We start from the raw sequence: 25,806 nt of genomic DNA, 5'->3' as shown, positions 1-25,806 counted from the left end.
CAGTCAATGGCTGGAGGCCAAAATGGCTTGAAAGCTGAAGTGGTGCTGGAGGCTCAAGGCCTGACCAAGCGCTTTGCCGAAGGCCGGCTGGACGTGACGGTGCTCAAGGGCGTGGACCTGCAGATCCACGCGGGCGAAACCCTGGCCATCGTGGGCGCATCGGGCTCGGGCAAGAGCACGTTGCTGCACCTGTTGGGTGCGCTGGATGCGCCCAGCGCGGGCACCGTGCGCCTGAAGGGCCAGGACATGTCGTCGCTGTCGGCAGAGCGCCAGGGCCAGCTGCGCAACCAGCACCTGGGCTTCATCTACCAGTTCCACCACCTGTTGCCCGAATTCAGCGCGCTGGACAACGTGGCCATGCCGCTGCGCATCCGTCGCATGCCCCCTGAACAGGCGCACCAGGCCGCCGCGCAGGTGCTGGCCGCTGTGGGCCTGGAGGCGCGCATCCACCACCGTCCGGCCGAACTGTCCGGCGGCGAGCGCCAGCGTGTGGCCATCGCGCGCGCGCTGGTCACGCGGCCGGCCTGCGTGCTGGCCGACGAACCCACCGGCAACCTCGACCGGCGCACGGCCGACGGCGTGTTCGAACTGATGCTGCAGTTGGCCCGCGACCACGGCACTGCCTTTGTGATGGTGACGCACGACGAATCCCTGGCCGCTCGCTGCGGCCGTGTGGTGCGGATTGCGGAAGGCAGGCTGCAGATCGCGCCCTGAGAAACGCGCACTGCAAACTGAAGTCGTTGAAGTCAGATCCCCAGGATCTTCTTGGCCTCGGCCAGGGCCTTCATCGACTCATCGTGTTTCCCTGCCTTGTGGTGGGCCTCGCCGTCGGCGCGCAACTGCTTGACCTTGGCGGTGGTGTCGGCAGACAGGCCGGGGTTGGTGGCCAGCTTGGCGTCGATCGCCTTCATCTCGTTGGGGCAGTTGTGGGCCAGTGCGGCACCGGCGGCGGCCAGCAGGGCAACAAGGGCTGTGGTGCGGATCAGCAAACGCATGGGATCTCCTTGGGTGCAGATGCCGGGCTTTAGCGGTGCGGTGACGGGGCCCGGGCCCGTCGTCCGCCTGTGGATTCGTTGGTGGGTTGGTTGGCCTCTGAATGCGGTGTCGGGCGGCGTGCCTACAGCACCCGCCCATACCACCACACCGACAGCCCCCCCGCCAGCAAGGCGAGCGCCGCGCCCAGCAGCGCCAGCAGCGAGGAGATCTCGGTTTCCTTCTTCTCCACCGTCAGCCGCGAACTCAGGGTTTCATACACCTTCTTCAGGTCCGCCGCCGTGGCCGCGTGGAAGTACTCGGCGTTGGTGCGCGTGGCCACAGACTTCAGGGTTTCCTCGTCCAGCCGCACGCGCATGGACCAGCCTTCGAACCCAATGGTCTCGCCCTGCACCGTGCCCACACCCACGGTGTACACGCGCACGCCCCGGTCGGCCGCCCACTTCGCGGCTTCCAGCGGGTCCACGCCGGTGGTGCGCTGGCCGTCGGTCAGCATGATGATGGCGGCGGAGTTGTACGAGCCCGGCGCCACCGGCACAAAGGGCTTGGCGGGGTCCTGCTTGCCGATCTCCTCAATGGGGCGCGGGCGCATGGCCTGGCGGCCGCCAAGCGCGGCGATGTCGATGCCGGCGTCGGGGAAGAGGGTGGCCAGCGACAGCATGATGCCGTTGCCCGTGGCCGTGCCGCGCTGCAGCTGAAAGCTGTCGATGGCTTTGACCAAGTCTTCCCGGCTCTGGGTGGGCAACTGGGCCAGCTGGGCGCTACCGGCAAAGGCGACGATGCCCACGCGCACATGGCGGGGCAGCTCGGCGATGAAGGCCTTGGCGGCGTTCTGGGCGGCCGTGATGCGGTCGGGCTCCACATCGGTGGCGCGCATGCTGCCCGACACGTCCATGGCCAGCATGATGGTCTGGTCCTGTGAGGGCAGGGTGATGACGGCCAGCGGGCGCGCGGCTGCCAGCAGCAGCGCCACCAGCGCCAGCAGGAACAGCGCGGGCGGAATGTGGCGGCGCAGGTTCTGCCGCGGGCCCATGGCCTCGCGCACCAGCGACAGGCTGGAGTAGCTGAGCGCCGTTTTTTTGCGCCGGTGCAGCAGCCACCAGTACAGCAGCACCAGCAGGGGCACAACCAGCAGCAGCCAGAGCAGGGTGGGCCAGAGAAAAACCATGGTCGTTTCCTTGGGGGCGGTTCAGGCAGCCTGCCAGGCTGCGGCCGGGGTGCCCGCGGGCATGCGGGCGGGGGCGGTGCGCACGCGGCGCCGGCGCAGGTCCATGAAGCGGACCAGCGCGTCTACCAGATCGTCGTCGGTGCTTAGCTCCAGCGTGTCGGCGCCCGCGCGGGCCAGGCCCTCGCGCAGCACGGCCTCGCGCTGGGCTGCCAGCCGTGCAAAGCGATGGCGAAAACCTGCGTCGTGCGTGTCCACCTGCAACTGTTCGCCGCTTTCTGCGTCGCGCAGAACGACCAGGCCCACATCGGGCAGCTCCAGCTCCAAAGGGTCGAGCAGGCGAACGGCCACCACGTCGTGCCGCTGCGCCAACTGGGCCAAGGGCTTTTCCCAGCCGGGCGCGCTGATGAAGTCGGACACCACAAACACCGTGGAGCGGCGGCGCAGCGTGGCCAGGCCTGTCTGCAACAGCCGGTGCAGCTCGGTGCCCGCGCCGCCCTGGGGCCGGGCTGGCGCGGGGGGCGCCTGTAGCCGATGCACCAGGTGCAACACGTGCGCGCGGCTGCTGCGCGCCGGCAGGATATGGTCCACAGCACGCTGGGCGCCCGGGCCTCCGTCACCCGCGCCGTACAGCATGGCACCCACACGGTTGCCGTGGCGGGTCAGCAGGCGCGACAGTACGGCCACAAAGCCGGTCAGGATGTCGCGCTTGGCATTGCCCTGGGGACCGAAGTTGACGGACGGGCTCAGGTCCAGAAGAAACCAGGCGGACATCTCGCGGTCTTCGGTGAACACGCGCACATGAGGCACGTTCACGCGGGCGGTCACGTTCCAGTCGATGTGGCGCACGTCGTCGTGCGGCTGGTATTCGCGCAGGTCGGCCAGGTCCAGGCCACTGCCGCGCATCAGCGTGCGGTAGTCGCCCTGCAGCAGGCCGTCGAGGCGGCGAATCACCTTCCATTCCAGCTCGCGCAGCAGCCTGTCCGCCTTGCCCGGCAGGGCGGGCAGCGCGTGAACGGTGGCTGACGCCGGTGCGGCCGAGGGGTCAGGCTGTTTTTTGCTCATGGTGCAAAGGCCGTGCCGGTGCCGGAATCTTGGCCATGATGCGGGCGATCAGCGCGTCCGCATCGAGGCCTTCGGACAGCGCTTCGTACGAGAGGGACACCCGGTGGCGCAACACGTCGGCCGCCAGGTCCACCATGTCCTCGGGCAGCACGTAGTTGCGCCCGCGCAGCATCGCCAGGGCCTGGGCGCCTTCGGCCAGCGCAATGGTGGCGCGCGGGCTTGCACCACAGCTGATGTAGCCCGCCAGGTCCTTGAGGCCATGGCGCGCGGGCTCGCGGGTGGCGGCCACCAGCTTCACGGCGTATTGCAGCATTGACGGGTCCACATACACCGTGCGGCATTCGGCCTGCAGCGCCGCCAGCTGCGCGGTGGTGGCCACAGGCAGCACCTGCACTGGCACATCGAGCGCACGCTGGGCGATCACGAACTCTTCCTCCTCGGTGGGGTAACCCAGCAGCACCTTCATCATGAAGCGGTCCACCTGGGCTTCGGGCAGCGCATAGGTGCCCTCGGTCTCGATAGGGTTCTGGGTGGCCATCACCAAAAAGGGCTCAGGCACTTTGTGGGTCTCGCCCGCAATGGTCACCTGGCGTTCCTGCATCACCTCCAGCAGCGCGCTCTGCACCTTGGCTGGGGCCCGGTTGATCTCATCGGCCAGCAGCAGATGGGTGAACACTGGGCCCAGCGTGGTGCTGAACTCGCCAGTCTTCTGGTTGTACATGCGCGTGCCCACGAGGTCGGCCGGCACCAGGTCGGGCGTGAACTGGATACGCTTGAAGCTGCCCTGGATGGTGCTGGCCAGCGTCTTCACCGTGAGCGTCTTGGCCAGGCCGGGCACGCCTTCCACCAGCAGGTGGCCCTGCGCGAGCATGGCCACCATCACGCGTTCCAGAAACCGGTCCTGGCCGACCACCACGCGTTTGACTTCGTAAAGCACCTGTTCCATCAGGGTGGCGGTGGTGGGTATGGTTTCCATGTCTTTGCTTCCTTGTCAGTGGTCAACGATGTGGTGAACAGCTAGCAGCCCCTAAGAACGACTAGAACGGCGGCATCCCCACAGCCGAGGCCGCGTTTTCGATGGGCACAGCGAAGCCAATGCCGATGAACGTGCGCGCGGGTGTGGGGTTGAGGATGGCGGTGACGATGCCTACCACCTCGCCATCCAGCGTGACCAGCGGACCGCCAGAGTTGCCGGGGTTGGCCGCTGCGTCGAACTGGATCAGGTTGCTGAGCTGGCGCTTGCCCTCCGGCGACGTGAATTCGCGCTTGAGGCCGGAAACCACGCCTGCCGACGCAGAGGGTCCGATGCCGAACGGGAAACCTACCGCCACCACATGGTCGCCCGGCCGAAGGTCTTGCGTGGAGCGCAGCGCCGCGGCCTCCAGGTCGTCCGGCACCTTGTGGGCCTGCAGCACGGCCAGGTCGTTCTCGGGCTGGGCACCGGTGATGCTCGCGGTGGTCTCCATGCCATCGTGAAAGGTGACGGTGATGCGGTCCGAACCCAGGACCACGTGCAGATTGGTCAGGATGGTGCCTTTGTCCACAATGACCACGCCCGTGCCCACGCCACGTTCCACCTCCTCCTTGCCGTTCTTGCTGCGGCCGTAGCCCACCACGCGCACCACCGAGGGCGCAATGGCGTCCGCAGCACGCGCTGCTGCCGAAGGCGGGGTGGTCGTCTCCAGCGTGCGCAATACGGCGGCGTCGATGTCTTCCTGGGTGATCTTGCGGGCAGGCGGGCGCTGGTTTTGCCACAGGCTGGCCGCCAACAGCACGCTCAACAGAACGACCACGGCCCACAGCGCTTGCAGGTGGCGCCGGGGCAGGGGCGCAGATGCGTGGGGGGGGTGTGGAGGTTGCGCGGCCTCGGCCTGCACAGCGGGCGCGGCCGTTGCATCGGGCCCAGCGGGGGCGGGACGGCGAGGGGGGCGGGAACTGCTGTAAACGGCGGGCCGGGGCATCCTGTCACCTTTACAAACGCCGTCAACGGGCGCACAGTTTTCACGGTAGCACGGATCGCTGCGGAATGCACTTTCGGGGGCACTTGCATGGGTATCTGAGGGGCATTGCGGCCGACGGCCACCCGGATTCACGGCATCATCTCCCCATGCCTTCCTGGATAGATACTCACTGCCACCTGGACGCGCCCGAGTTCGATGCCGACCGCGACGCCGTACGCCAGACCGCCACTGCCCAGGGGGTGGTGCACTGCGTGATTCCGGCCGTGGAGCGCAGCAACTGGGACACGGTACGCAGCCTGGCGCACCAATATGGGGATAGCTATGCGCTGGGCATTCACCCTCTTTTTACGGGAAGGGCCGACGACGCCGACCTGCACCGGCTAGCCCAGGCACTGGAGCAGCACCGTGCCGACCCGCGGCTGGTGGCGGTGGGCGAAATCGGCCTGGATTATTTTGTGCCGGGACTCGATGCAGCGCGTCAAGAGCGCTTCTACCGCGCCCAGCTGCAGATGGCCCGCCGGTTTGACCTGCCGGTGATCCTTCATGTGCGCCGTTCGGCCGACAAGCTGCTCAAGGGCCTGCGAGAAGTGCCGGTGCAAGGCGGCATCGCGCACGCCTTCAATGGCAGCCAGCAGCAGGCGCAGAGGTTTATCGACATGGGATTCAAGCTCGGCTTTGGCGGCGCGATGACGTATGAGCGCGCCCAGCAACTGCGGCGCCTTGCTGCAGAACTGCCCCTGGACGCACTGGTGCTGGAAACCGATGCGCCCGATATCCCTCCCCATTGGCTGTACACCACGGCTGCCCAGCGCGCCGCCGGGCAGCCCCAGGGGCGCAATGTGCCCGGCGAGCTCCCACGCATCGCCAGCGAGGTGGTCCAGCTGCGCCAGATGCCCCTGCCGCAGCTTGCAGAGGCCGCGTACACCAACGCGCTGCGCGCGCTGCCCCGGCTGGCTGCATTGCTGGGCTGAGGACTTGCTAGCCGCTGAATGGGCGGAAAAAATGAAGGGGCAATCGGGCGCTGTTTAGCATGGAGATGCGCGCGACCGCCTGCCGCAGCCCCTGCACAAAGACCGCCTGAACACCGCATGAAACAACGCCTGCTGGGCCTGATGCCCACCCCCGACGCACTGCGCAGCAACCGCTGGCTGCGCTGGCTGGGCCCTGCGCTGCACCATCCGCGCCTGTGGCACATGAGCCGCCGCGGCATCGCACTGGGTATGGCCCTGGGGGTGTTCTTCGGGCTGCTGATTCCCATCGCGCAAATCCCGTTTGCGGCCGGCGCGGCGGTGGCATTGCGCGCCAATGTGCCAGCCGCTGTGGCCAGCACACTGGTCACCAACCCGGTCACCTTCGGCCCGGTGTACTACGCGGCCTGGCGGCTGGGCAGTGCCATCCTGGGAGAGCCCGTGCGGCCGGGCGACGAGCCGCCCCTGCCCGACGAGGAAATTGCCGATGCGCCCGAGCGGGGCTGGTGGGAAACGCTGGTGCTGCGCGTGCGCGGCGTGGGCAAGCCCTTGATGCTGGGGTTGGCAGTGGTTGCCACGGGCGTAGGGCTGTTGACCTACGTGTTGGTGACCTGGATCTGGTTCGCCAAGGTGAAGTGGTCGCGCCGCAGGCGGCTGGCTGGCAACGGCACAGAATCCGTCTGACGGGCTCGTCAGCCCGCGCTCAGAACGAGCCGAACGCCGTGCCCAGGGCTACCACGACGGCCAGTGCCACCAGCGGACCCGCCACGGCCACCACCAGGATGTCCCCATAGGCCTGGCGGTGGCTCAGCTTGCAGATGGACAGCAGCGTGATCACCGCGCCGTTGTGGGGCAGGGCATCCAGTCCACCGGTGGCAATCGCCGTGACCCGATGCAGCAATTCGGGTGATATGTTGGCCGTCTCGCCCATGGCCAGCCAGGTCGCACCCAGCGTCTGCAGCGCAATGCTCATGCCGCCCGAGGCCGACCCTGTGATTCCCGCGAGCACATTGACCGCTATCGACAGGGAAATGAGCGGGTTGTCCGGCGCGACGCCCAGCACGACGTCGCGAATCAGGCCGAACCCGGCCAATGAGGCGATCACTGCGCCATAGCCCACCTGCGACGCGGTGTTCATGAGGGGCAGCACCGATGCGCTCGCGCCTGCACCCAGCGTGTCTTTCAGCGCCGGAAGGCGGGCGCGTTCCAGCACCAGCAGGAGCACCGTGGCCGCAAACAGCGCCGCGATCACGGCCCACACGCCCCGCACGGCGCCGATGTGGGTGCTGCCGAAACGCGCGTCGGCCAGGTAGCGCGTGTCCAGCGCTTGCAGCACCCAGGTGGACAGCAGGTAGTTGAGGGCAATCACCAGCGCGATGGGGGCCAGGGCGCGGGCCAGGCGCTGCGGTTCGTGCGCAGGGGGCGTTAGCGCGGCGGCAGCGGCCTCCGGTGACTCCACTGCGGCATCGTCCGCCTCATAGCCTTCGCCTCGCCGGTGTGCGCTCGCCGCGCGTGCCAGCAGCCACCAGCAGCCCAGCCCCAGCATCACCGCACCGCCAATCACCCCAAGGCCCGGTGCAGCGAAGGGTGTTGTCCCGAAGTAGGGCATGGGGATCGCGTTCTGGATGGCTGGCGTTCCTGGCAGGGCGGTCATCGTGAAGGTGAACGCACCCAGCGCAATGGTGGCGGGCATCAGGCGCCGCGGCAGGCCGGCCTGGCGGAACAGGGCCTCAGCGATGGGGTAGACGGCAAAAGCCACCACAAACAGTGACACGCCCCCATAGGTCAACACAGCACAGGCCGCCACGATGGCCACCAGCGCCCGGTGGGGGCCGAGCAAACCCACGATGCCTTGGGCAATGGCGCTGGCCGACCCCGAGGTTTCCATCAGCTTGCCAAACACGGCGCCCAGCAGAAACAGGGGAAAGAACGACACCACAAACCCGCCCAGCGCCGGCATGAAGACCTGGGTGTAGCTGGCCAGCAGGGGCGCATCCGCGCTGAACAAGGTCGCTACCAGGGCCATCAGCGGTGCCAGCAACAGCACGCTGACGCCGCGGTACGCCAGCGTGATCAGCAGGCCCAGCGAAACGAGAATGCCAAGGATGCTGGTCATGGAGAGGGACTGGTGACGGCGAGGGGCGAAGAGGTGAAGGAGCCGGTACGGCGGAACCGCTGTGACCACTCAGCCCATCCTACGGGCCCCCACAGGTTTTGGCTTGATACACGTCAAGACTGCCGATTGAAACGCTTTGCAGAAAGGCCGCAGGCTGACACATTTGTGCCATCGCTGCATGGGCTGCAGTGATGGCAGTGGCGCAGCCCCCCCACCAGGCGCACGAACTGGCCACCTTTCTCGCCCGGGAGATAACCGAGACATGACACACCCCGCCAAGTTTTCTTTTTCTGCGGCCCCTACCCAGCTGCGGTCCGTGTTGTGTGCCACCGACCTGGCAGACGACGCTCCGGTGGTCCTCGGGTGTGCGGCGCAACTCGCGCGTGAGCACGGTGCGGAGTTGCATGCCGTACACGTGGTCGGTGGCACGGCCATGGACACCTTGCGCCAATGGCTAGGCACGGCTTCCCCCGCCGAGCAATCCCTTCTGGATCGTGCGCGTGACGACCTGCAGTGCGCGCTGGCGGTGGCGCTGGGAGATTACAACGTGCGGGCCCACGCCATTGTGCTTGCGGGGGCTGTGGCGGACCAGGTGATTGCAACGGCCCACCGGGTGGGCGCCGAGCTGTTGGTCGTGGGTGCGGGGCCCTCGGCGCATCCGGTGCGCCGTGTGGCCTTGGGCTCCACGGCCGACCGGTTGCTGCGGCGCGGGCACCGTCCGGTGCTGGTGGCACGCGACGCGGCGCAGAAAGGCCCATCCGGCACACTCATCACCCGGGTGCTGGTGGCGGTGGATTTCTCGGGCTGGAGCACCGCAAGTCTGACCTGGGCCCGAAAGGTGGCGCCCCATGCGCATATGGTTTTGCACCATGCCTGGAGCGTGCCGTTCGAGGAAAAGCTGCAGTTTGCAGGCGTGGATCCCGCCACGGTGCAGGCATACGAAAACACGGCGCAAGTCCGTGCACTGAGCCGCCTGCACGGGCTTGCGTCTGCCCACGGACTCGGCCCGCAGGCGTGGACGCCCAGCCTGGTGCGCGGAGATGCGGCGCTCACGACCACCCAGGCCGCTGTGGATGCCGGCTGCAGCCTGATCGTCCTGGGCAAACACGGGCAGCATGCAGCGCAGGATCTGCTGCTGGGCAGCGTGACGCGCCATGTCTTGGCGGAGTCCGAACTCGATGTCCTGGTGGTGCCACAGCCGGCCGACCCATCGCCCGCCACGCCCTCGCTACAGCAATCCCCCGGTGTCCCGGACGGCCCGGCTGTATCGGCATGACCGCTTACCGGCTCAACGCGGGGTGCATTGTCACAATCACGGCCTTCGCTTCAGGGGTGTGCACATGAATTTGTGGGGAACGCTTGCCAGCGTGGTCGGCGGGCTGGGCTTGTTTTTGCTGGGCATGACCATGATGACCGACGGCCTGCGCCTGGCTGCGGGCCCGGCGCTGGAGCGCATCCTGGCCGCTGCCACACGCACGCGGGTGCACGCGCTGGGTTCCGGCGTGCTGGTCACCTCCCTGGTGCAGTCCTCCAGCGCGGTCACCGTGGCCACGATCGGTTTTGTGAATGCGGGGCTGCTGCCGCTGGGCGCAGCCCTGTGGGTGCTGTTTGGCGCCAATGTGGGTACCACCATGACGGGGTGGATCGTGGCGCTGGTAGGCCTCAAGTTCAAGATCGAAGCGCTGGCCTTGCCCCTGCTGGGGCTGGGCGTCGTGCTGCGGCTTACGGGCGAGGGGCAGCGTCGCGGCGCGCTGGGCACCGCTTTGGCCGGGTTCGGGCTGCTGTTCATGGGCATTGCGATGCTGCAGCAGTCGTTTACCGGCCTGGCAGGCCAGGTCACGCTACCCCAGGGCGAAGGCGTGCTGGCCGTGGCGGCCCAGGTGGGCGTGGGTGCGGTGATGACCGTGCTGATGCAGTCGTCCAGCGCATCCATGGCGATCGCCCTGACGGCTGCTCATGAAGGATTGCTGACCCCGCAAGGGGCCGCAGCCGTGGTCATTGGTTCCAACGTGGGAACCACCGTCACGGCCGTGCTGGCCACGCTGGGGGCCACGTCCAACGCCCGGCGCGCGGCGGCGGCCCACGTGCTGTTCAACGGCATTACCGGGGTGGTGGCATTGGTGCTGTTGCCCTGGCTGGTGCCCGCCATCGCCGTGGCGCGGGAGGCCATGGGGCTGCCGGCGGACCCGGCCGCCAAGCTCGCCCTCTTTCACACCATCTTCAACCTCATGGGCGTGCTGCTGATGTGGCCGTTGGCTGGCGCCTTGACCCGGTGGCTGCAGCAACGTTTTCGCACGCGGGAGGAGGACGAGGCACAGCCGCAGCATCTGGACGACACCGTGCTGGCCGTGCCTTCGCTGGCACTGGATGCGCTGGACCTGGAGGTGGCGCGCATGGGCCATGTAGCCGTGCGCATGGCCCGCGCGGCATTGGCAGGCGCATCGCCGCAGGAACTGACGCGCGACCAGTACATCGTGACGCAGCTGGACGCCGCCGCTGAGTCGTTTGTGGAGCGCATGAACCGTGCTGCCATGGCCCGGCCCACGAGCGAACGCCTGGCCCGGGTGCTGCGCGTGCAGCGCTACCACCAGACCACCGCGCAGCGCGTCCTGGACGCTGCTCCGCTGGAATCGTCCGAGGGGGTGGCAGGCGGCCTGCACGCCGCGTTCGTGCAGCAGACCGATGCCTTGTTGGCGCTGTGTGACCCCCTGGCCGGAGCGGGCGCTGCGCCCCTGCTGGCCGCGCATGCTGCCGCCATGGAGTTGGCCTACCAGGACCTTAAAGCCGCGCTGCTGGCCGCCGGTGCGCAGGGCGCGTTGCGGCTGACGGCCATGGAAGACACGCTGCGTCGCCTAAGTGCGCTGCGGCACGCCGCGCAGCAGGCTGTGAAGGCATGCACCCACCGCGCTCTAGCACGAGACGGGTTGGCCGCCGTTGAGGGGGCGCCCTCCGAGGCCCGCCCGTGACGCTGGACCCTGCCGCGCACGCGCAGCGGCTTTGGGGGCTGCCGCCGGTGGTGTCTCCCCGCACGGCCGTGCTTGTGCTGGGCAGCTTTCCAGGTGTGGCCTCGCTACGCGCCCTGCAGTACTACGGACACCCGCAAAACCACTTCTGGCGCATCCTGCAGGCGCTGTGGCCCCACCATCCGCTGCCTGCCGGGCCCGAGAGCTATGCGCTGCGCTGCCAATGGCTGCTGGACCGCCGTCTGGGCGTGTGGGACGTTTACGCAAGCTGCGTGCGCCAAGGCAGCCTGGACACCGCGATCCGCGATGCCATGGTCAACGACTTTGCGCTGCTGCGCGCGCAGTGCCCGTACCTCACGGCCATCGCCCACAACGGCACCGAGAGCTACAAGCACGCCCCCGCAGTGCTGCGCAGTCTGGCGGGCGACGGAGCGGATGCCGCGGCGGCTGCCATCGAATCCATTAAGCTGCCGTCCACCAGCCCGGCAAATGCCTCCTGGAGTTTCGAGCGTAAATTGGCTGCCTGGGCGGATCTGATGGCCCGGCACGGATTGTTGTGAATGACCCGCAAAAAACAAAAGTTAGCAGAACTGCCCGAAGTCAGTGTGTCCGACGACGGCGAAGTGCGCCATCTGCACCTGGGCACCCCGTGGATTCAGGGTTCCATGCGGGTGGACCAGCCCTTTGACCTGGAACTGGAATACGTGCAGCGCATGATGGCCTGGCTGCTGTTTGCCGACCCGGCACAGGTCTCCAAGGGCCATGCCATGCAGCTCGGGCTGGGTGCCGGGGCGCTCACCAAGTTCTGCCACAAGAAGCTGCGCGTGTGCACCACCGCCATCGAGCTGAACCCCCAGGTGCTGGCCGTGTGCCGCCAGTGGTTCAAGCTGCCGCCCGACGGGCCCAAGCTGCGCGTGGTGCTGGCCGATGCGGCGCAGGAAATCAGGAACCCCATGTGGCGGGGCACGGTGGATGCGCTGGCCGTGGACCTGTATGACCACGAGGCCGCCGCCCCCGTGCTCGACAGCCCCACGTTCTATGCCGACTGCCGCGCCCTGCTCACCGACACAGGCTGCATGACGGTCAACCTGTTTGGCCGGGCCTCCAGCTTTGACCGCAGCCTCAAGAGCATGGCCGAGGCGTTTGGTGACGATGCGCTGTGGGCTTTCAAGCCCACGCGCGAGGGCAACATTGTGGTGCTGGCACAGCGCACGCCCAGCCGGCCCAAACGCGCGGAACTCGCAGCGCGGGCGGAGGTCATCCAGGCCCGCTGGGGCCTACCCACCACCAAATGGCTGCGGGCCTTCAAGCCCGTGTCGGCCTGAGCATGCAGCAGCGCCCGGTGCGCGGCCGCATCCCGCTGAAAGGAGCGTGATGAAATCGATTACATCAACGGCGCTGCCCATTTCCCCAGTGCCCTTCTCGGGCCCTGTGGACTGGCGGCGCATGGTCGAATGGTTGAGCGGAGACGGCGTCATATCGCGCGAGGAAGCCCAGCGCACCATTGCGCGGTGCTCGCAGGCCGAAAGCTCGCAGCACGCGCTGGTGCGCCTGGCCAGCGTGGCCATGGAGCGAGCCAGCGATGGCAAGCCGCTGGACATTGAGGCGCTGTCCGAATACCTCGCCCAGCGCGCTGGGCTGCAGTACCTGCGCATCGACCCCCTCAAGGTGGATGTGGGCCGCGTGGCCGACACCATGAGCGCCACCTATGCGGAGCGGCACAAGGTGCTGCCCGTGCAGGTGACCGCCAAGGAAGTCGTCGTTGCCACGGCCGAACCCTTTGTGACCGACTGGGTGGCGGAGGTGGAGCGCCAGTCGCGCCGCGCCGTGCGGCGCGTAGTGGCCAACCCACAGGACATCCACCGCTTCACGGCAGAGTTCTTTGCGCTGGCCAAATCGGTCAAGGCCGCGCAGAAGGCCGGCAGCGCGTCGGCTGGTAGCAGCTTCGAGCAGTTGGTGGAGCTGGGCAAGAGCAACAAACAGCTCGACGCCAACGATCAGGGCGTGGTGCGCGTGGTGGACTGGCTGTGGCAATACGCCTTCGACCAGCGGGCCAGCGACATCCACCTTGAGCCACGCCGCGACCAGGGTGTGATCCGTTTTCGGATCGACGGTGTGCTTCACCCCGTCTACCAGATGCCCATGGGCGTGCACAACGCCATGGTCTCGCGCATCAAGCTGCTGGGGCGCATCGACGTGGTGGAAAAGCGCCGCCCGCAGGACGGCCGCATCAAGACGCGAAACCAGCGCGGCGACGAGGTGGAAATGCGCCTGTCCACGCTGCCCACCGCCTTCGGCGAGAAGATGGTGATGCGCATCTTCGACCCAGACAACGCCGTCAAGGACCTGGATGCGCTGGGTTTCGCGCAGCACGATGCGCAGCGGTGGGAGGCCCTGGTCAAGCGCCCGCACGGCATCATTCTGGTGACCGGGCCCACGGGCTCGGGCAAGACCACCACGCTGTACTCCACACTCAAGCGCGTGGCCACCGAAGAGGTCAACGTGAGCACGGTGGAAGACCCCATCGAAATGATCGAGCCCAGCTTCAACCAGACGCAGGTGCAGCCCCAGCTCGACTTCAACTTTGCCGAGGGCTTGCGTGCGCTGATGCGGCAGGACCCGGACATCATCATGGTGGGCGAAATCCGCGACCTGGAGACGGCCGAGATGGCGATCCAGGCCGCGCTCACGGGCCACTTGGTGTTCTCGACCCTGCACACCAATGACGCGCCCAGCGCCATCACCCGCATGATGGAGCTGGGCGTGCCCTCGTACCTCATTAATGCCACCTTGCTGGGCGTGCTGGCCCAGCGGCTGGTGCGCACGCTGTGCAAGCAGTGCAAGCAAAAGGACGAAGCCGCTGCCCGCGAGACACTCACCGAGGTCGTCAAGCCCTGGAAGATCAACGGCGCCTACCAGCCTTACAAGCCGGTGGGCTGCGTGGACTGCCGCATGAGCGGCTTCCGAGGGCGGATGGGCCTGTACGAGCTGCTCACGGTGAGCGAGCAGCTCAAGGACAAGATCACGCAGGCCCCGTCCATTGATGTTTTGCGCCGCCAGGCCGTGTCCGATGGCATGCGCCCGCTGCGCCTGGCTGGGGCCCTGCGCGTGGCGGAAGGATTGACCACGCTGGAAGAGGTGGTGGCCGCCACGCCGCCGCTGGAGCACGGCTAGCCGGGGCGCCGCCTGCGGCACCTGGCGTCCCGGCAGTCTCCTGCGCGACTTCGCTTTTGGCAGTGAGCCAACCGTTACCGGATGTAGGTGGAATCCACATCCGAAAACGCGGTGCCAGCCCGCACAATCGCGCATTCGTGATTTCCCCCAAAGGAGACAATTCGTGAAAATCAAGAGTCAAAAAGACTTTTTTTCCGGCCTCATGTTCATGGGTGTCGGAGGGGCGTTTGCGTGGGGGGCCACCACGTACAACGTTGGCAACGGCGCACGCATGGGCCCCGGCTACTTTCCGCTGATGCTGGGCATCCTGCTGGCGTTCATCGGCGCGCTGATCATGTTCAAGGCCGTCACGGTGGAGACCGCTGACGGAGAAAAGATCGGCAAGTGGGCCTGGAAGCCGCTGTTCTTCATCCTGGCATCCAACTTCGCCTTCGGCATTTTGCTGGCAGGACTGCCCACCATGGGCGTTCCCGCCATGGGCCTCATTGTTGCCATCTATGCGTTGACGTTCATCGCGGGCCTGGCCGGCAGCGAGTTCAAGGTCAAGGAATCCTTCATCCTGGCCACCATTCTGGCTGTGGGCAGCTATGTGGCATTCGTCTGGGCGCTCAAGCTCCAGTTCCCGGTGTGGCCCAGCTTCATTGCTGGTTAAGCACGACGACAAGAGAAGTAGAGCACTCCCATGGATCTCATCAACAACCTCTCGATAGGTTTTGGCGTTGCCTTCACCTTTCAGAACCTCATCTACTGTTTCGTCGGCTGCCTGCTGGGCACGCTGATCGGGGTGCTGCCTGGCATCGGCCCCGTGGCCACCATCGCCATGCTGCTGCCCGCCACCTATGCGCTGCCGCCCGTGTCGGCGCTGATCATGCTGGCCGGCATTTACTACGGCGCGCAATACGGCGGCTCCACCACCGCCATCCTGGTGAACCTGCCGGGTGAGTCCTCGTCGGTGGTGACCGTTATCGATGGCTACCAGATGGCGCGCAAGGGTCGGGCCGGACCGGCGCTTGCGGCGGCGGGCATCGGCTCGTTCTTCGCGGGTTGCGTGGGCACGCTGATCCTGGCGGCCTTTGCGCCTCCGCTGACCGAAGTCGCCTTCAAGTTCGGCCCCGCCGAATACTTCTCGCTGATGGTGCTGGGCCTGATCGGCGCCGTGGTGCTTGCCTCGGGCTCGCTGCTCAAGGCTGTGGGCATGATCGTGCTGGGCCTGCTGCTGGGCCTGGTGGGCACCGACGTGAACTCGGGCGTGGCGCGCTACAGCTTCGACATTCCTGAGCTGACCGACGGCATCGGCTTCGTGACCATTGCCATGGGCGTGTTTGGGTACGGCGAAATTGTTGCCAACCTGTCGCGCCCCGAAGAAGACCGTGAAGTGTTCACCGCCAAGGTGCAGGGCCTGTTCCCGACCAAGGAAGATTTCAAGCGCATGTTCCCGGCCATGCTTCGCGGTACCGCGCTGGGCTCTTCGCTGGGTATCTTGCCAGGTGGTGGCGCACTGCTCTCGGCTTTCGCTGCCTACACCATCGAAAAGAAGACCAAGCTCAAGCCGGGCGAGGTGCCTTTTGGCCAAGGCAACATCCGCGGTGTGGCGGCGCCAGAGTCGGCCAACAACGCTGGTTCGCAAACCTCGTTCATTCCGCTGCTGACGCTGGGTATTCCTCCCAACGCCGTGATGGCGCTGATGGTGGGTGCCATGACCATCCACAACATCCAGCCTGGTCCCCAGGTGATGACCAGCAACCCCGAGCTGTTCTGGGGCCTGATCGCATCGATGTGGATCGGCAACGCCATGCTGGTGGTGCTGAACCTGCCGCTCATCGGCATCTGGATCAAACTGCTCACCGTGCCTTACCGCTGGCTGTTCCCTTCCATCGTGCTGTTCTGCGCTGTGGGTGTGTACTCCACCAACAACAACACCTGGGACGTCTGGATGGTGGGTCTGTTCGGTTTTGTGGGTTATGTCTTCCACAAGCTGGGCACAGAGCCTGCGCCGCTGCTGCTCGGCTTCATCCTGGGACCGATGATGGAAGAGAACCTGCGCCGTGCGCTGCTGCTGTCGCGCGGCGACTGGAGTGTGTTTGTCACGCGTCCGCTGTCTGCCGGCCTGCTGGCTGCGGCTGCCCTGCTGCTCATCATCGTGCTGCTGCCAGCCGTGAAGAACAAGCGCGAGGAAGCGTTCGTCGAAGACTGAACGCCGCCGGTTCGCTGAATCGCATGCTCACAACGGCACCTTCGGGTGCCGTTGTTTTTTGGTGCGCCGCCGGGTGGGGGTGCTGCCGGGCCGGTAACAATCGGCGGGCTAAAGAGGTTCGCATGCCCACACCCGTCCACCCTGCGCAGCACCCCCAGCGGGCCCTGCTGCACAACGAGATCCACGCCCGTCCGCCCGAGGCCATGGCTGCGCCGCTGGCGATTGCCCACATCGTGATGCTGGCTGACGCTGCGGGGCGCGAAGCCAGCCGCGCGCATGTGGCGGCCCTGCTGCGAGACCACCACCTTGCGCTGCCCGACGCTGAGACCACCCACTTGCGCATGGACCTGGGCCCCTACCGCATCCGCTGGGAGCTGCACACCGAGTTCGTGTCGTGGACCTTCATGGTGCCCGTGGCCGCCGAAGCCTTTGGCGAGCGCGAGCCCGCCAGTGCCGCCGACGCCGTCCCGCGCGACTGGCTGGCCGCGCTGCCCGGGCAGTGCCTGTGCAGCCTGAACCTGTGGGTGCTGCCCACGCACACCTTCGGCTCGGCGTCCCTCGTCAAGCACGTGCTGCACGAGGACACGCTGGTCGCCTCCACCGTGGCCGACGGGCATGGCGAGGTGTACACCGACTTCGCCATCCATGCCGATGGCTCGTCGCGCATGGTGCTACTGGCCGGCGGCATGACGCCGCGCCGCCTGGGGCGCCTGGTGCAGCGTCTGTTGGAGATCGAGACCTACCGCATGGCTGCACTGCTGGGCCTGCCCGCCGCACGCGAGGCCGCCAGCGTGCTGGCCTTTGCCGAGCGTGAACTGGCCGAGTTGGCAAACGCCATCCGCACCGCCAACCGTGACGCCGAGCCCGCCCTGCTGGACCGCCTGACGCGCCTGGCAGGGCAGGTGGAGAGCCAGTACGCCGCCACGCACTCGCGATTTTCGGCCAGCAGTGCGTACTTTGAATTGCTGGACAAGCGCATCGAGGACATTGCCGAATCGCGCCTGGCCGGCATGCAGACCATCCGCGAGTTCATGGACCGGCGCCTCACGCCCGCGCGCAGCACCTGCGAATGGGCCGCGCGGCGCCAGGACGCGCTGTCGCAACGCGTTTCGCGCATGAGCAACCTGCTGCGCACGCGGGTCGAGATCGAGCAGCAGCAAAGCAGCCAAGCGCTGCTGACCACCATGAACCATCGGCAGGACCTGCAGCTCAAGATGCAGTCCACGGTGGAAGGGCTGTCGGTGGCGGCCATCACCTACTACATCGTGGGCCTGGTGAGCTACCTGGCCAAGGGCGCGCAAAAGCTGGGCTGGCCGGCATCACCCGAGACCACCGCTGCCGTGGCCATCCCGGTGGTGGCGCTGGGCGTGTGGTGGTCGCTGCGCCGCCTGCACCACAAGGTGTTCCGCAGGCACGGTTGACCCGGCCCGGCACTTGGGCCGGCCCATGCGGGCCTGCGCCATCGCCGATGGCGGTGGCGCCCCGCCATATGCTCGATGCCGCGCAGCCGGGCGCGCGTGCCACACTGTGTGGCCTGTTCACGGTAAATTTCGATAAAAAGTGCCTTCAGCCCAATTCCCACAAGCGCTAGCAGCTAGAAAAAATATAGCACCCGGCCTTTTGCTGGCATTGTTCGGCTCCATCGCGTTCAGCGGCAAGGCCATCATCGTGAAGCTGGCATACCGCTACGGCGTGGACGCCGTCACGCTCATCATGTACCGAATGCTGTTTGCGCTGCCCATCTTTGCCGTGATGGCCTGGTGGGCCAGCCGCGGGAAGCCGCCGCTCACACGCAAGGACTGGCTCGGCGTCCTGGGCCTGGGCTTCACCGGCTACTACCTGTCGAGCTTTCTCGACTTTGCCGGGCTGGCCTACATCAGCGCCAGCCTGGAGCGGCTCATCCTGTACCTCAACCCCACCCTGGTGGTCCTGCTGGGCTGGGTGCTTTACCGGCACGGCATTCGCTGGGGACAGGCGCTGGGCATGGCGATCAGCTACTGCGGGGTGCTGCTGGTGTTCGGGCACGAGGCGACGCTGCAGGGCAGCAACGTGGCGTGGGGCACTTTGCTGGTGTTTCTGAGCGCGGGCACCTACGCCGTGTACCTGGTCTACAGCGGCGAACTCGTGCGACGCCTGGGCTCGCTGCGGCTGGTGGGGCTGGCCACCACGGTGGCGTGCCTGTGCTGCCTGCTGCAGTTTGTGTTGCTGCGCCCGCTGAGCGCCGCTGTGGTGGCGCCCGAGGTGCTGTGGCTGTCGGTGCTCAACGCCACGCTGTGCACGGCTGTTCCGGTGCTTATGGTCATGATGGCCATCGAGCGCATTGGCGCGGGCATGGCGGCGCAGGCGGGCATGGTGGGGCCGCTGTCCACCATCCTCATGGGCGTGCTGATTCTGGGCGAGCCCTTCACCGTATGGGTGGCGGCCGGCACAGCGCTGGTCGTGGCGGGCATCTTCGTTTTCACCCGCATGGCGCGGCGGCCATCGGCCTGAACGGTGCTGCCGCCAAAAAACAAGGTGACCGAAGTTACCTTGTCTGAGCAGCACCTTCCACGTGTCAAGATGCCTTTTCTTTCTTCTTGGGCGGTGGTGGCTTGCGGGCCGGAGCCGCAGCGGGTGCCGGGGTGGTAGCAGTGGCGGCCGCTGCAGGCGCTGCGGCGGGCGCGCGGGTGCTCAAGCGCTGGGCCAGGGTGACAGGTGCGGCGCCAGTGAAACCATCCAGGTTCTTGCCCATGGCCAGCTCCAGCTGGTCGAGCCGGGCTTGTGCTGGCGGGTGCGTGGCCAGCGCCAGGGTGAACATGGGGTTGTCCGGCGTGGCGGTGCGCAGCTGCTGCAGCACAGCCACCAGGCCATAGGGGTCGAACCCCGCACGCGTGGCCAGTGCCACGCCGACGCGGTCGGCCTCGTACTCGTCCGTCTGGTCCAGCCCTCGTGCGTACAGGTTGCGGCCCAGCGCCAGAACTTGCGATGCCACCACGTTGCCCACGGCGTTGGTTTTGATCTGCGAGGCCACCAGCTGCGTCAGCAGGCCCGACTGCGCCGTCTTGCGCATGGCGTGCAGGTGGTGCTTGCCCGTAACGTGGGTGATCTCGTGCGCCAGGATGCCCGCCAGCTCCGCCTCGTCCGCGCAGCGGTCGATGAGCCCCTTGGTCACGAACACGTAGCCGCCAGGCGCGGCGAACGCGTTGTAGCCCGGGTCGTCCAGCACCACAAAGGTCCAGGGCAGGTTGGGACGCTCGGACTGCAGGCTGATCCAGCGGCCCAATTGGTTCACGTAGCGCTGCAGCGCCATGTCGGGGTGCAGCGGCTTGCTGCCCAACAGCACGGCGGCCAGCTGGCGGCCGATCTGGATCTCGCGTGGCTCGTCGATGCTCTCCACCGACCGGCTGAGCATGCCGATCAGGTCATCGCCCTGCGCCGCATTGCCGCCCCCGCCGGTGACGGCACCCAGGATGCCGCCCGCCCCGCTGTTGCCGCCGCCTCCCAGGGAGTTCAACAGGTTCATCACATTCTGGCTGTGGCCGTGGCTGGGCAGCAGGCCCATCGCCAGGGCCGCGCAGGCCGTAGCCACCAGGCGCGCCGGCGCGGACGGCAGGCGCGATTCAAGAAATCTGGGCAATCGCATCGTGGTTCTCCCCGGGTCTTTCTCAGTTGGGGCTGAAGTTGGGGTCCGACGGGTTGGACGAAGACCCTGTGGCCCCCGACCCGCCGCTGGATGTGGGCCGTGGCGGCTCGGCCAGCGGTGGCACCGTGCGGTTGTTCAGCGACGCCGTGCTAGCAAATTTGCGCGCTTGGTCCGCGTTCACGCGCAGGCCTTCGGCCTGCGTGACGGCTGCCGGATTGGGTTGCGCATTGGCGATATCCTCCGCACCCAGGCCGCGGATGCCCACGGTGGAGGTGGCCGTGGTCGTGGAGCCGCTGTTGCCCCCAAACAAGCCCCCCAGCCCGCGCAGGCCCCCCGTGGCCGCGTTGCCGGTGCCCGAGGCCGAACCCGTCTGCGGGCCCAGGTCAAACATGTGCACCCAGCCGCTGGCGCCCTGTGCGGTGCTCACCTTGGTCCAGGGGCCCTTGCGCTCGGCGCTACGGGTGACCACCGTGTTCGCCGCCAGCGCGGCCACGCTGGCGCCGCTTTCCTCCGGGGTGCTGCGCAACTGCGTGGCGCGCTTGACCACGGCGGCGTCCTGCGCGTGGGCCGTGCCGGCCCAAGGGGCCAGGGCGGCCAATGCCAACCCTAAGGCAAGGGCTCCGCGGTGCAGCCATTTCATGGGGGACCTCTCCGTTTAAGATTTGACGAAGGCACATGTATCAGTGTGCAACACGGAGATTGTTATGGATTTGGGTATCGCAGGCAAATGGGCGCTGGTGTGCGGCGCCAGCAAGGGGTTGGGCTACGGCTGCGCGCAGGCGCTGGTGCGCGAGGGCGTGAACGTGGTCATCAACGCCCGCAACGCGGAGGCTCTGCAAGAGACTGCTGCACTTTTGATAGCTGACAGCGCAAATGCAGCAAGCGCTGGCGGCCCAAAAGCCTCCAAACCCCAGGTGCTGGCCGTGGCTGCGGACATCACCACCGAGGCCGGCCGCGCCGCTGTGTTTGCCGCTGCGGGCGGGCCCGGGCGCGACTTTGACATCGTGGTCACCAATGCAGGCGGCCCGCCCACGGGCGATTTCCGTGACTGGGACCGCGAGGCCTGGATCAAGGCGGTGGACGCCAACATGCTCACCCCCATCGAACTCATCAAGGCCACCGTGGACGGCATGGCCGCGCGCGGCTTTGGCCGCATCGTCAACATCACCTCCAGCGCGGTGAAGGCGCCCATCGACATCCTGGGCTTGTCCAACGGTGCGCGCAGCGGTCTGACCGGTTTTGTGGCCGGCGCCGCACGCAGCAAGATCGCCGCGCGCGGCGTGACCATCAACAACCTGCTGCCCGGCAAGTTCGACACCGACCGCCTGGCCGCCACGGTGAACGCCGCAGCAGGCAAGGCTGGCAAAAGCGTGGACGAGTTCCGCGCCGCCCAGCAGGCGCAGATTCCGGCCGGGCGCTACGGCACGGCGGCCGAGTTCGGTGCCATCTGCGCGTTCTTGTGCAGCGTTCAGGCGGGCTACATGACGGGGCAGAACGTGCTGGCCGACGGCGGCGCGTATCCGGGCACGTTCTGACGAAGCCCGCCCTGAAAGACACGGACAGTCGGGGATAACCCCGGCTTTTTTAAATGTGGGCGCGGCCGGCCTTCGGCACAATGGACGCGCACCGGGCGCGCCCCCGCCCGCAGGCACTGCCTCCGCAGTGGTGTTTTGCAGACATGTTTTTCTGGCGGACGGAAAAACTTGGTAAAGAATGGGGCCGGAGACTCCGCCATGCACCCACCCATGCACCCGCTACTGCCTGTCCTGTTTCCTGCAATGCGTCGAGGCGCCCTGTGGCTGTGCATGGCGCTAGGAGCGTTGGGGGGCGCGGCAGTGGCGCAGGTCCAGGCGCAGGCCCCGTCGCCAGCCGCTGCGCCGGGTGCGGCGGCCCCCTACAAGTTGCGCATCGTCGGCGGGTTGGCCGGCATCAGCCAGTACACGCGCAAGGAAGAACCGTTCTGGAACAAGGAACTCTCGCGCCTGAGCAACGGCCGGTTCGAGGCGGAGATCGTCCCGTTCGACCGCGCTGGTGTGCCCGGCTCCGAAATGCTGCGGCTGCTGCAGCTGGGCGTGGTGCCGTTTGGCACCACCCTCATGAGCTCGTTCACCGCCCAGCACCCCGAGTACACCGCTCCCGATCTCGCGGGCCTGAACCCCGACATCGCCACCCTCAAGACCACGCTCGCCGCCTTCCGCCCCTATCTGGAAAAAGCCCTGCGCGACCAGCATGGTGTGGAAGCCCTGGCCATCTACGTCTACCCGGCGCAGGTGGTCTTCTGCAAGAAGCCGCTGCGCACGCTGGCCGACCTGTCGGGCCGCCGTATCCGAGTGTCGTCTTCCACCCAGGCGGACTTTGTGGGCGCTTTAGGCGGCGTGCCGGTGCTCACGGGGTTTGCGCAGATCGTTCCCAGCCTCTCGGCGGGCAATACCGAGTGCGCCGTGACCGGCACCATGTCGGGCAACACGCTGGGCCTGGCCAGCATCACCAGCCACGTGCATTCGCTGCCCATCACCTGGGGCCTGGCCGTGTTTGGCGCCAACCAGACGGCCTGGACGGCGTTGCCGCCCGACCTGCGCGCGCTGCTGCGGCGCGAGCTGCCCCGGCTGGAGGCCGCCATCTGGGAAGAGTCCGAACGCGAAACCGCCGACGGCATGGCCTGCAATCAAGGCGCGCCCAGCTGCGCCGGCGGCACCAAGGGCCGCATGGTCGTGGTGCCGGTGTCGCCGCAGGACGATCGCAGCCGCCAGGACATCCTCTCGGCCACCGTGCTGCCGCGCTGGGTGCAGCGCTGTGGCGCGCGTTGTGCCGACATCTGGAACAACACCATCGGCCCCGTACGGGGCCTGGTGGCCACACCACCTGCCGCCAAGTAACCCGAGGCCCGCCCACCGATGAGTGAGTCGTCCACCACACCGCAGCGCATCAGGGCCTTTGTATGGTCCGGTGTGGCGGTGTTTGTGGCGGCCGTGGCGCTGGTGTCGGCGGCGCTGGTGTGGAACGCGCGCCAGGTGGCTCTGGCCGACAGCGAAGCCCAGGCCACGCGCTTTGTGGCAGGTGCCGAGGCAGCGCTCAACCGGTCGCTGCTGGCGGTGGACGTGTTGCTGGCCAGCACTGACGAAATGCTGGGCCTTGCCGGCGCCATGGCCGACTGGGTGGACCCCGAAAGCGCCAGCCAGCGGCTGCGCAGCTCGGCCCGCCAGAACCTCATGGTGCGCTACGTGGCGCTGCTGGACGACACGGGCAAGACCATTGCGTCGTCCGACCCGTCAGGCAGCGCGTTGCAGGTGCAGCTACCGCTCGGATTTCTCGCGTCCATCATGGGGCAGCCGGTGTCTACCCTCATGATCAGCCCGCCCGTGGTCAGCTTTGCCAGTTCAGAGCGCGTGATCTACGTGGCGCGCTACCTGCGCATGGCAGACAGCTCGCTGGTGGTGGCGGTGGCCGAACTGCCGGTGGCGGCGCTCAGCTCGGTGCTGGTGCAGGGTGTGGACATCACCGGCCTGCAGGTCACGCTGGAGCGTGCAGACGGCCAGCTGCTGCTGAGCGTGCCCAACCGCGAAGAGGCCCTGGCTCCTACACTCAGCCCGCCCCTGGCCACCCTGGCCGCGGCGGGTGGAGACTGGAACGCCCCCGCGCGCTTGAGCGGCGACCCCGGCCTGGTGGTGTATCGCCCCATCCTTTATCAGGACCTGCGCATTGCGGCCAGCATTCCGCGCAGGGCTGCGCTGTCCGGCTGGCGCGACCAGCGCAACGCCATCACCCTCACGGGGCTGCTGTTTGTGGCGATGATTCTGGCTGCGGGCTGGCTGGCCCTGCGCTACCTCGACCGGCTGTCGCAAGCGCGCGTGGCCATTGCGCAGTCCAAGGCCACGCTGGACCAGGCGCTCGCGTCCATGGTGAGCGGGTTCCTGCTGCTAGACCGCGACCAGCGTGTGGTGCAGTGGAACAGCCAGTTCGAGCTGATCTACCCCTGGCTCAAAGGTGTGATGGCGCCGGGCATTCCGTTTCGGCGCGTGATGGAAGAAACCTCGCGCCACCACCTGCCGCGCGCTACGCACGACGAGCGCATGCGCTGGGTGGAGCAGCGCCTGGCAAAGCAGCGGCAGCTGGAGGGCCCGCACGAACAGGCGCTGCCCAGCGGCAACACCATCCAGATCACCGAGCGGGCGACGCCTGAGGGCGGCATGGTCATCACCTACCACGACGTGACCGCGCTGCGACAGGCCAGCGCCGAAATTGAAAGCCTGGCCTTCTATGACCCGCTGACCAACCTGCCCAACCGCCGCCTGCTGATGGACCGCATGCAGCAGGCCATTGCCGCCAGCGTGAGGAGCGGGCAGCATGGTGCGCTGCTGTTTCTCGACCTGGACCACTTCAAGACCCTGAACGACACCCAGGGCCACGAGGTGGGCGACATGCTGCTGCGCCAGGTGGCCCAGCGCCTGAAGACCTGCGTACGCCGCGAAGACACGGTGGCCCGCCTGGGCGGTGATGAGTTTGTGGTGATGCTGCACGAGCTGTCGCCCAACGCCGAAGAAGCCGCCGCCTTTGCCCGCCGTGTGGGCGAGAAGATCCTGCGCAAGCTCAACGTGCCCTACACGCTGGGCACCATCACGCACCACAGCACGCCCAGCATTGGCGCCACGCTGATGGGCGGGGCGCTGCAGCCCTCGGTCGATCTGCTCAAGCAGGCCGACATCGCGATGTACCAGGTCAAGTCGCAGGGCCGCAACGCACTGTGCTTTTTCGATCCGCAGATGCAGGTCGCCATCAGCGCGCGGGCGCAGCTGGAGGGCGATTTACAGCTGGCCCTCACGGGTCGGCAGTTCGAGCTGCACTACCAGCCGCAATTTCACCTGGACGGCCGCATCGTGGGCGCCGAGGCCCTCATCCGCTGGCGCCACCCCGAGCGTGGGCTGGTGGCGCCCGGCGCATTCATCGGCGTGGCCGAGGAAAGCGAGCTCATCATCCCCATGGGCCACTGGGTGCTGCGCACCGCCTGCGAGCAGCTGGCGGCCTGGCAGAACGATGCGCGCTACCGCCATGTGCAGCTGTCGGTCAACGTGAGCGCGCGGCAGTTTCGCCAGCGCGACTTTGTGGCGCGCGTGGTGGAGGTCCTGCGCGAAACCGGCGCACGGCCCCACCTGCTCAAGCTGGAGCTGACCGAATCGCTGGTGCTGGACAACGTGGACGACACCATCGCCAAGATGGGCCTCCTTAAGACCAAGGGCGTGCGCTTTTCGGTGGACGACTTTGGCACGGGGTATTCGTCGCTGGCCTACCTGACGCGGTTGCCACTGGACCAGCTCAAGATCGACCAGTCGTTTGTGCACAACCTGGGCGTGCGCCACACCGACGACGTGATCGTGCAGACCATCATCGGCATGGCCCGCAACCTGGAGCTGGACGTGATTGCTGAAGGCGTGGAGACCGAGGCGCAAAAAGCGTTTCTGGCCGAATACGGCTGCTACCTCTTCCAGGGCTACCTGCTGGGCAGGCCCACCCCGCTGGCGGGGCTGGAAGCGCTGCTGGACGCCGCCGCCACCGTACAGGCACTGCCCGTACAGGGCTGAGATTTACTA

At 67.3% G+C, this 25,806-nt stretch carries 23 protein-coding genes; 15 read left to right on the top strand and 8 right to left on the bottom strand.

Features of this window, described 5'->3' with window-relative positions; genetic code table 11:
- The first annotated feature begins 6 nt into the window (after positions 1–6).
- Positions 7–714 carry a lipoprotein-releasing ABC transporter ATP-binding protein LolD gene (gene lolD / locus ACK4HJ_RS00285; RefSeq protein ID WP_409826633.1) on the top strand — a complete coding sequence of 236 codons (708 nt, stop codon included), beginning with the start codon at positions 7–9 and terminating at the stop codon, positions 712–714.
- Positions 715–746: 32 nt separating this feature from the next.
- Here lolD and ACK4HJ_RS00280 read toward each other — a convergent pair whose 3' ends face one another.
- The 5 genes from ACK4HJ_RS00280 to ACK4HJ_RS00260 all read right to left on the bottom strand — a co-directional run bounded on the left by ACK4HJ_RS00280 (position 747) and on the right by ACK4HJ_RS00260 (position 5,184).
- Entirely contained in the window at positions 747–995 is a 249-nt protein-coding gene (locus ACK4HJ_RS00280) for a hypothetical protein (protein ID WP_409826632.1), read from the bottom strand.
- Positions 996–1,117: 122 nt separating this feature from the next.
- The gene (locus tag ACK4HJ_RS00275; protein ID WP_409826630.1) at positions 1,118–2,161 is read right to left on the bottom strand and encodes a VWA domain-containing protein; all 1,044 of its coding nucleotides are present in this window, start codon (positions 2,159–2,161) and stop codon (positions 1,118–1,120) included.
- Between the two features lie 21 nt (positions 2,162–2,182).
- Positions 2,183–3,223, bottom strand: a complete 1,041-nt coding sequence (locus ACK4HJ_RS00270) for a DUF58 domain-containing protein (protein WP_409826628.1) — start codon at positions 3,221–3,223, stop codon at positions 2,183–2,185.
- A complete protein-coding gene (locus ACK4HJ_RS00265; RefSeq protein ID WP_409826626.1) occupies positions 3,204–4,199 on the bottom strand; it encodes an AAA family ATPase in 996 nt (331 codons plus the stop codon). Before ACK4HJ_RS00265 ends, ACK4HJ_RS00270 begins: the two co-directional genes overlap by 20 nt.
- 61 nt (positions 4,200–4,260) lie before the next feature.
- Entirely contained in the window at positions 4,261–5,184 is a 924-nt protein-coding gene (locus ACK4HJ_RS00260) for a S1C family serine protease (protein WP_409826624.1), read from the bottom strand.
- Between the two features lie 146 nt (positions 5,185–5,330).
- Between ACK4HJ_RS00260 and ACK4HJ_RS00255 the strand changes: the two genes are divergently transcribed.
- Positions 5,331–6,155 carry a TatD family hydrolase gene (locus tag ACK4HJ_RS00255; protein WP_409826623.1) on the top strand — a complete coding sequence of 275 codons (825 nt, stop codon included), beginning with the start codon at positions 5,331–5,333 and terminating at the stop codon, positions 6,153–6,155.
- A gap of 117 nt (positions 6,156–6,272) precedes the next feature.
- The gene (locus ACK4HJ_RS00250) at positions 6,273–6,836 is read left to right on the top strand and encodes a DUF2062 domain-containing protein (RefSeq protein WP_409826621.1); all 564 of its coding nucleotides are present in this window, start codon (positions 6,273–6,275) and stop codon (positions 6,834–6,836) included.
- 19 nt (positions 6,837–6,855) lie between these two features.
- On the opposite strand, the gene ACK4HJ_RS00245 is transcribed toward ACK4HJ_RS00250, so the two are convergent.
- Positions 6,856–8,268 carry a GntP family permease gene (locus ACK4HJ_RS00245; protein ID WP_409826619.1) on the bottom strand — a complete coding sequence of 471 codons (1,413 nt, stop codon included), beginning with the start codon at positions 8,266–8,268 and terminating at the stop codon, positions 6,856–6,858.
- A 262-nt stretch (positions 8,269–8,530) separates the two neighbouring features.
- On the opposite strand from ACK4HJ_RS00245, the gene ACK4HJ_RS00240 reads away from it, so the two are divergent.
- The 9 genes from ACK4HJ_RS00240 to ACK4HJ_RS00200 all read left to right on the top strand — a co-directional run bounded on the left by ACK4HJ_RS00240 (position 8,531) and on the right by ACK4HJ_RS00200 (position 19,089).
- Positions 8,531–9,544: a universal stress protein gene (locus tag ACK4HJ_RS00240; RefSeq protein WP_409826617.1), complete on the top strand. Its 1,014-nt coding sequence runs from the start codon at positions 8,531–8,533 to the stop codon at positions 9,542–9,544.
- Between the two features lie 64 nt (positions 9,545–9,608).
- Positions 9,609–11,234: a Na/Pi cotransporter family protein gene (locus ACK4HJ_RS00235; RefSeq protein ID WP_409826615.1), complete on the top strand. Its 1,626-nt coding sequence runs from the start codon at positions 9,609–9,611 to the stop codon at positions 11,232–11,234.
- Positions 11,231–11,791 (top strand): DNA-deoxyinosine glycosylase, encoded by a 561-nt coding sequence (locus ACK4HJ_RS00230; protein ID WP_409826614.1) that lies wholly within the window; start codon positions 11,231–11,233, stop codon positions 11,789–11,791. The genes ACK4HJ_RS00235 and ACK4HJ_RS00230 overlap by 4 nt, the downstream gene beginning before the upstream one ends.
- Positions 11,792–12,556 (top strand): spermidine synthase, encoded by a 765-nt coding sequence (locus ACK4HJ_RS00225; RefSeq protein WP_409826612.1) that lies wholly within the window; start codon positions 11,792–11,794, stop codon positions 12,554–12,556.
- Between the two features lie 49 nt (positions 12,557–12,605).
- Positions 12,606–14,405, top strand: coding sequence for a GspE/PulE family protein (locus tag ACK4HJ_RS00220; RefSeq protein ID WP_409826610.1), 1,800 nt, complete (start codon positions 12,606–12,608; stop codon positions 14,403–14,405).
- 163 nt (positions 14,406–14,568) lie between these two features.
- The gene (locus ACK4HJ_RS00215; protein ID WP_409826608.1) at positions 14,569–15,057 is read left to right on the top strand and encodes a tripartite tricarboxylate transporter TctB family protein; all 489 of its coding nucleotides are present in this window, start codon (positions 14,569–14,571) and stop codon (positions 15,055–15,057) included.
- 30 nt (positions 15,058–15,087) lie between these two features.
- Positions 15,088–16,599, top strand: a complete 1,512-nt coding sequence (locus tag ACK4HJ_RS00210; RefSeq protein WP_409826606.1) for a tripartite tricarboxylate transporter permease — start codon at positions 15,088–15,090, stop codon at positions 16,597–16,599.
- A 122-nt stretch (positions 16,600–16,721) separates the two neighbouring features.
- Positions 16,722–18,020, top strand: a complete 1,299-nt coding sequence (locus ACK4HJ_RS00205; protein WP_409826604.1) for a DUF3422 family protein — start codon at positions 16,722–16,724, stop codon at positions 18,018–18,020.
- 139 nt (positions 18,021–18,159) lie between these two features.
- Entirely contained in the window at positions 18,160–19,089 is a 930-nt protein-coding gene (locus ACK4HJ_RS00200; protein ID WP_409826602.1) for a DMT family transporter, read from the top strand.
- A 64-nt stretch (positions 19,090–19,153) separates the two neighbouring features.
- Here ACK4HJ_RS00200 and ACK4HJ_RS00195 read toward each other — a convergent pair whose 3' ends face one another.
- Both ACK4HJ_RS00195 and ACK4HJ_RS00190 read right to left on the bottom strand, forming a co-directional pair.
- A complete protein-coding gene (locus ACK4HJ_RS00195; RefSeq protein WP_409826600.1) occupies positions 19,154–20,221 on the bottom strand; it encodes a M48 family metalloprotease in 1,068 nt (355 codons plus the stop codon).
- Positions 20,222–20,243: 22 nt separating this feature from the next.
- The gene (locus ACK4HJ_RS00190; protein ID WP_409826598.1) at positions 20,244–20,861 is read right to left on the bottom strand and encodes an SH3 domain-containing protein; all 618 of its coding nucleotides are present in this window, start codon (positions 20,859–20,861) and stop codon (positions 20,244–20,246) included.
- A gap of 64 nt (positions 20,862–20,925) precedes the next feature.
- Between ACK4HJ_RS00190 and ACK4HJ_RS00185 the strand changes: the two genes are divergently transcribed.
- The 3 genes from ACK4HJ_RS00185 (at position 20,926) to ACK4HJ_RS00175 (ending at position 25,797) form a co-directional block, all read left to right on the top strand.
- On the top strand, positions 20,926–21,756 hold the full coding sequence (locus tag ACK4HJ_RS00185; protein WP_409826596.1) for an SDR family oxidoreductase: 831 nt from the start codon (positions 20,926–20,928) through the stop codon (positions 21,754–21,756).
- Positions 21,757–21,954: 198 nt separating this feature from the next.
- On the top strand, positions 21,955–23,097 hold the full coding sequence (locus tag ACK4HJ_RS00180; RefSeq protein ID WP_409826595.1) for a TRAP transporter substrate-binding protein: 1,143 nt from the start codon (positions 21,955–21,957) through the stop codon (positions 23,095–23,097).
- Between the two features lie 18 nt (positions 23,098–23,115).
- On the top strand, positions 23,116–25,797 hold the full coding sequence (locus ACK4HJ_RS00175; RefSeq protein WP_409826593.1) for an EAL domain-containing protein: 2,682 nt from the start codon (positions 23,116–23,118) through the stop codon (positions 25,795–25,797).
- Positions 25,798–25,806 lie beyond the last annotated feature (9 nt).

This window comes from Acidovorax sp. (assembly GCF_046294525.1).
Taxonomy (GTDB): Bacteria; Pseudomonadota; Gammaproteobacteria; order Burkholderiales; family Burkholderiaceae_C; genus Acidovorax.
This window is presented reverse-complemented; position numbering and strand designations above follow the sequence as displayed.

Excerpts from the sequence above, each read along its gene's own strand:
- ACK4HJ_RS00280 (WP_409826632.1), bottom strand. The coding sequence starts at position 995 with ATGCGTTTGCTGATCCGCACCACAGCCCTTGTTGCCCTGCTGGCCGCC.
- ACK4HJ_RS00210 (WP_409826606.1), top strand. The coding sequence starts at position 15,088 with ATGGATCTCATCAACAACCTCTCGATAGGTTTTGGCGTTGCCTTCACC.
- ACK4HJ_RS00185 (WP_409826596.1), top strand. The coding sequence starts at position 20,926 with ATGGATTTGGGTATCGCAGGCAAATGGGCGCTGGTGTGCGGCGCCAGC.
- ACK4HJ_RS00260 (WP_409826624.1), bottom strand. The coding sequence starts at position 5,184 with ATGCCCCGGCCCGCCGTTTACAGCAGTTCCCGCCCCCCTCGCCGTCCC.
- ACK4HJ_RS00245 (WP_409826619.1), bottom strand. The coding sequence starts at position 8,268 with ATGACCAGCATCCTTGGCATTCTCGTTTCGCTGGGCCTGCTGATCACG.
- ACK4HJ_RS00275 (WP_409826630.1), bottom strand. The coding sequence starts at position 2,161 with ATGGTTTTTCTCTGGCCCACCCTGCTCTGGCTGCTGCTGGTTGTGCCC.
- ACK4HJ_RS00225 (WP_409826612.1), top strand. The coding sequence starts at position 11,792 with ATGACCCGCAAAAAACAAAAGTTAGCAGAACTGCCCGAAGTCAGTGTG.
- ACK4HJ_RS00250 (WP_409826621.1), top strand. The coding sequence starts at position 6,273 with ATGAAACAACGCCTGCTGGGCCTGATGCCCACCCCCGACGCACTGCGC.
- ACK4HJ_RS00265 (WP_409826626.1), bottom strand. The coding sequence starts at position 4,199 with ATGGAAACCATACCCACCACCGCCACCCTGATGGAACAGGTGCTTTAC.
- ACK4HJ_RS00240 (WP_409826617.1), top strand. The coding sequence starts at position 8,531 with ATGACACACCCCGCCAAGTTTTCTTTTTCTGCGGCCCCTACCCAGCTG.
- lolD (WP_409826633.1), top strand. The coding sequence starts at position 7 with ATGGCTGGAGGCCAAAATGGCTTGAAAGCTGAAGTGGTGCTGGAGGCT.
- ACK4HJ_RS00205 (WP_409826604.1), top strand. The coding sequence starts at position 16,722 with ATGCCCACACCCGTCCACCCTGCGCAGCACCCCCAGCGGGCCCTGCTG.
- ACK4HJ_RS00270 (WP_409826628.1), bottom strand. The coding sequence starts at position 3,223 with ATGAGCAAAAAACAGCCTGACCCCTCGGCCGCACCGGCGTCAGCCACC.
- ACK4HJ_RS00220 (WP_409826610.1), top strand. The coding sequence starts at position 12,606 with ATGAAATCGATTACATCAACGGCGCTGCCCATTTCCCCAGTGCCCTTC.
- ACK4HJ_RS00190 (WP_409826598.1), bottom strand. The coding sequence starts at position 20,861 with ATGAAATGGCTGCACCGCGGAGCCCTTGCCTTAGGGTTGGCATTGGCC.
- ACK4HJ_RS00195 (WP_409826600.1), bottom strand. The coding sequence starts at position 20,221 with ATGCGATTGCCCAGATTTCTTGAATCGCGCCTGCCGTCCGCGCCGGCG.
- ACK4HJ_RS00255 (WP_409826623.1), top strand. The coding sequence starts at position 5,331 with ATGCCTTCCTGGATAGATACTCACTGCCACCTGGACGCGCCCGAGTTC.
- ACK4HJ_RS00235 (WP_409826615.1), top strand. The coding sequence starts at position 9,609 with ATGAATTTGTGGGGAACGCTTGCCAGCGTGGTCGGCGGGCTGGGCTTG.
- ACK4HJ_RS00175 (WP_409826593.1), top strand. The coding sequence starts at position 23,116 with ATGAGTGAGTCGTCCACCACACCGCAGCGCATCAGGGCCTTTGTATGG.
- ACK4HJ_RS00180 (WP_409826595.1), top strand. The coding sequence starts at position 21,955 with ATGCACCCACCCATGCACCCGCTACTGCCTGTCCTGTTTCCTGCAATG.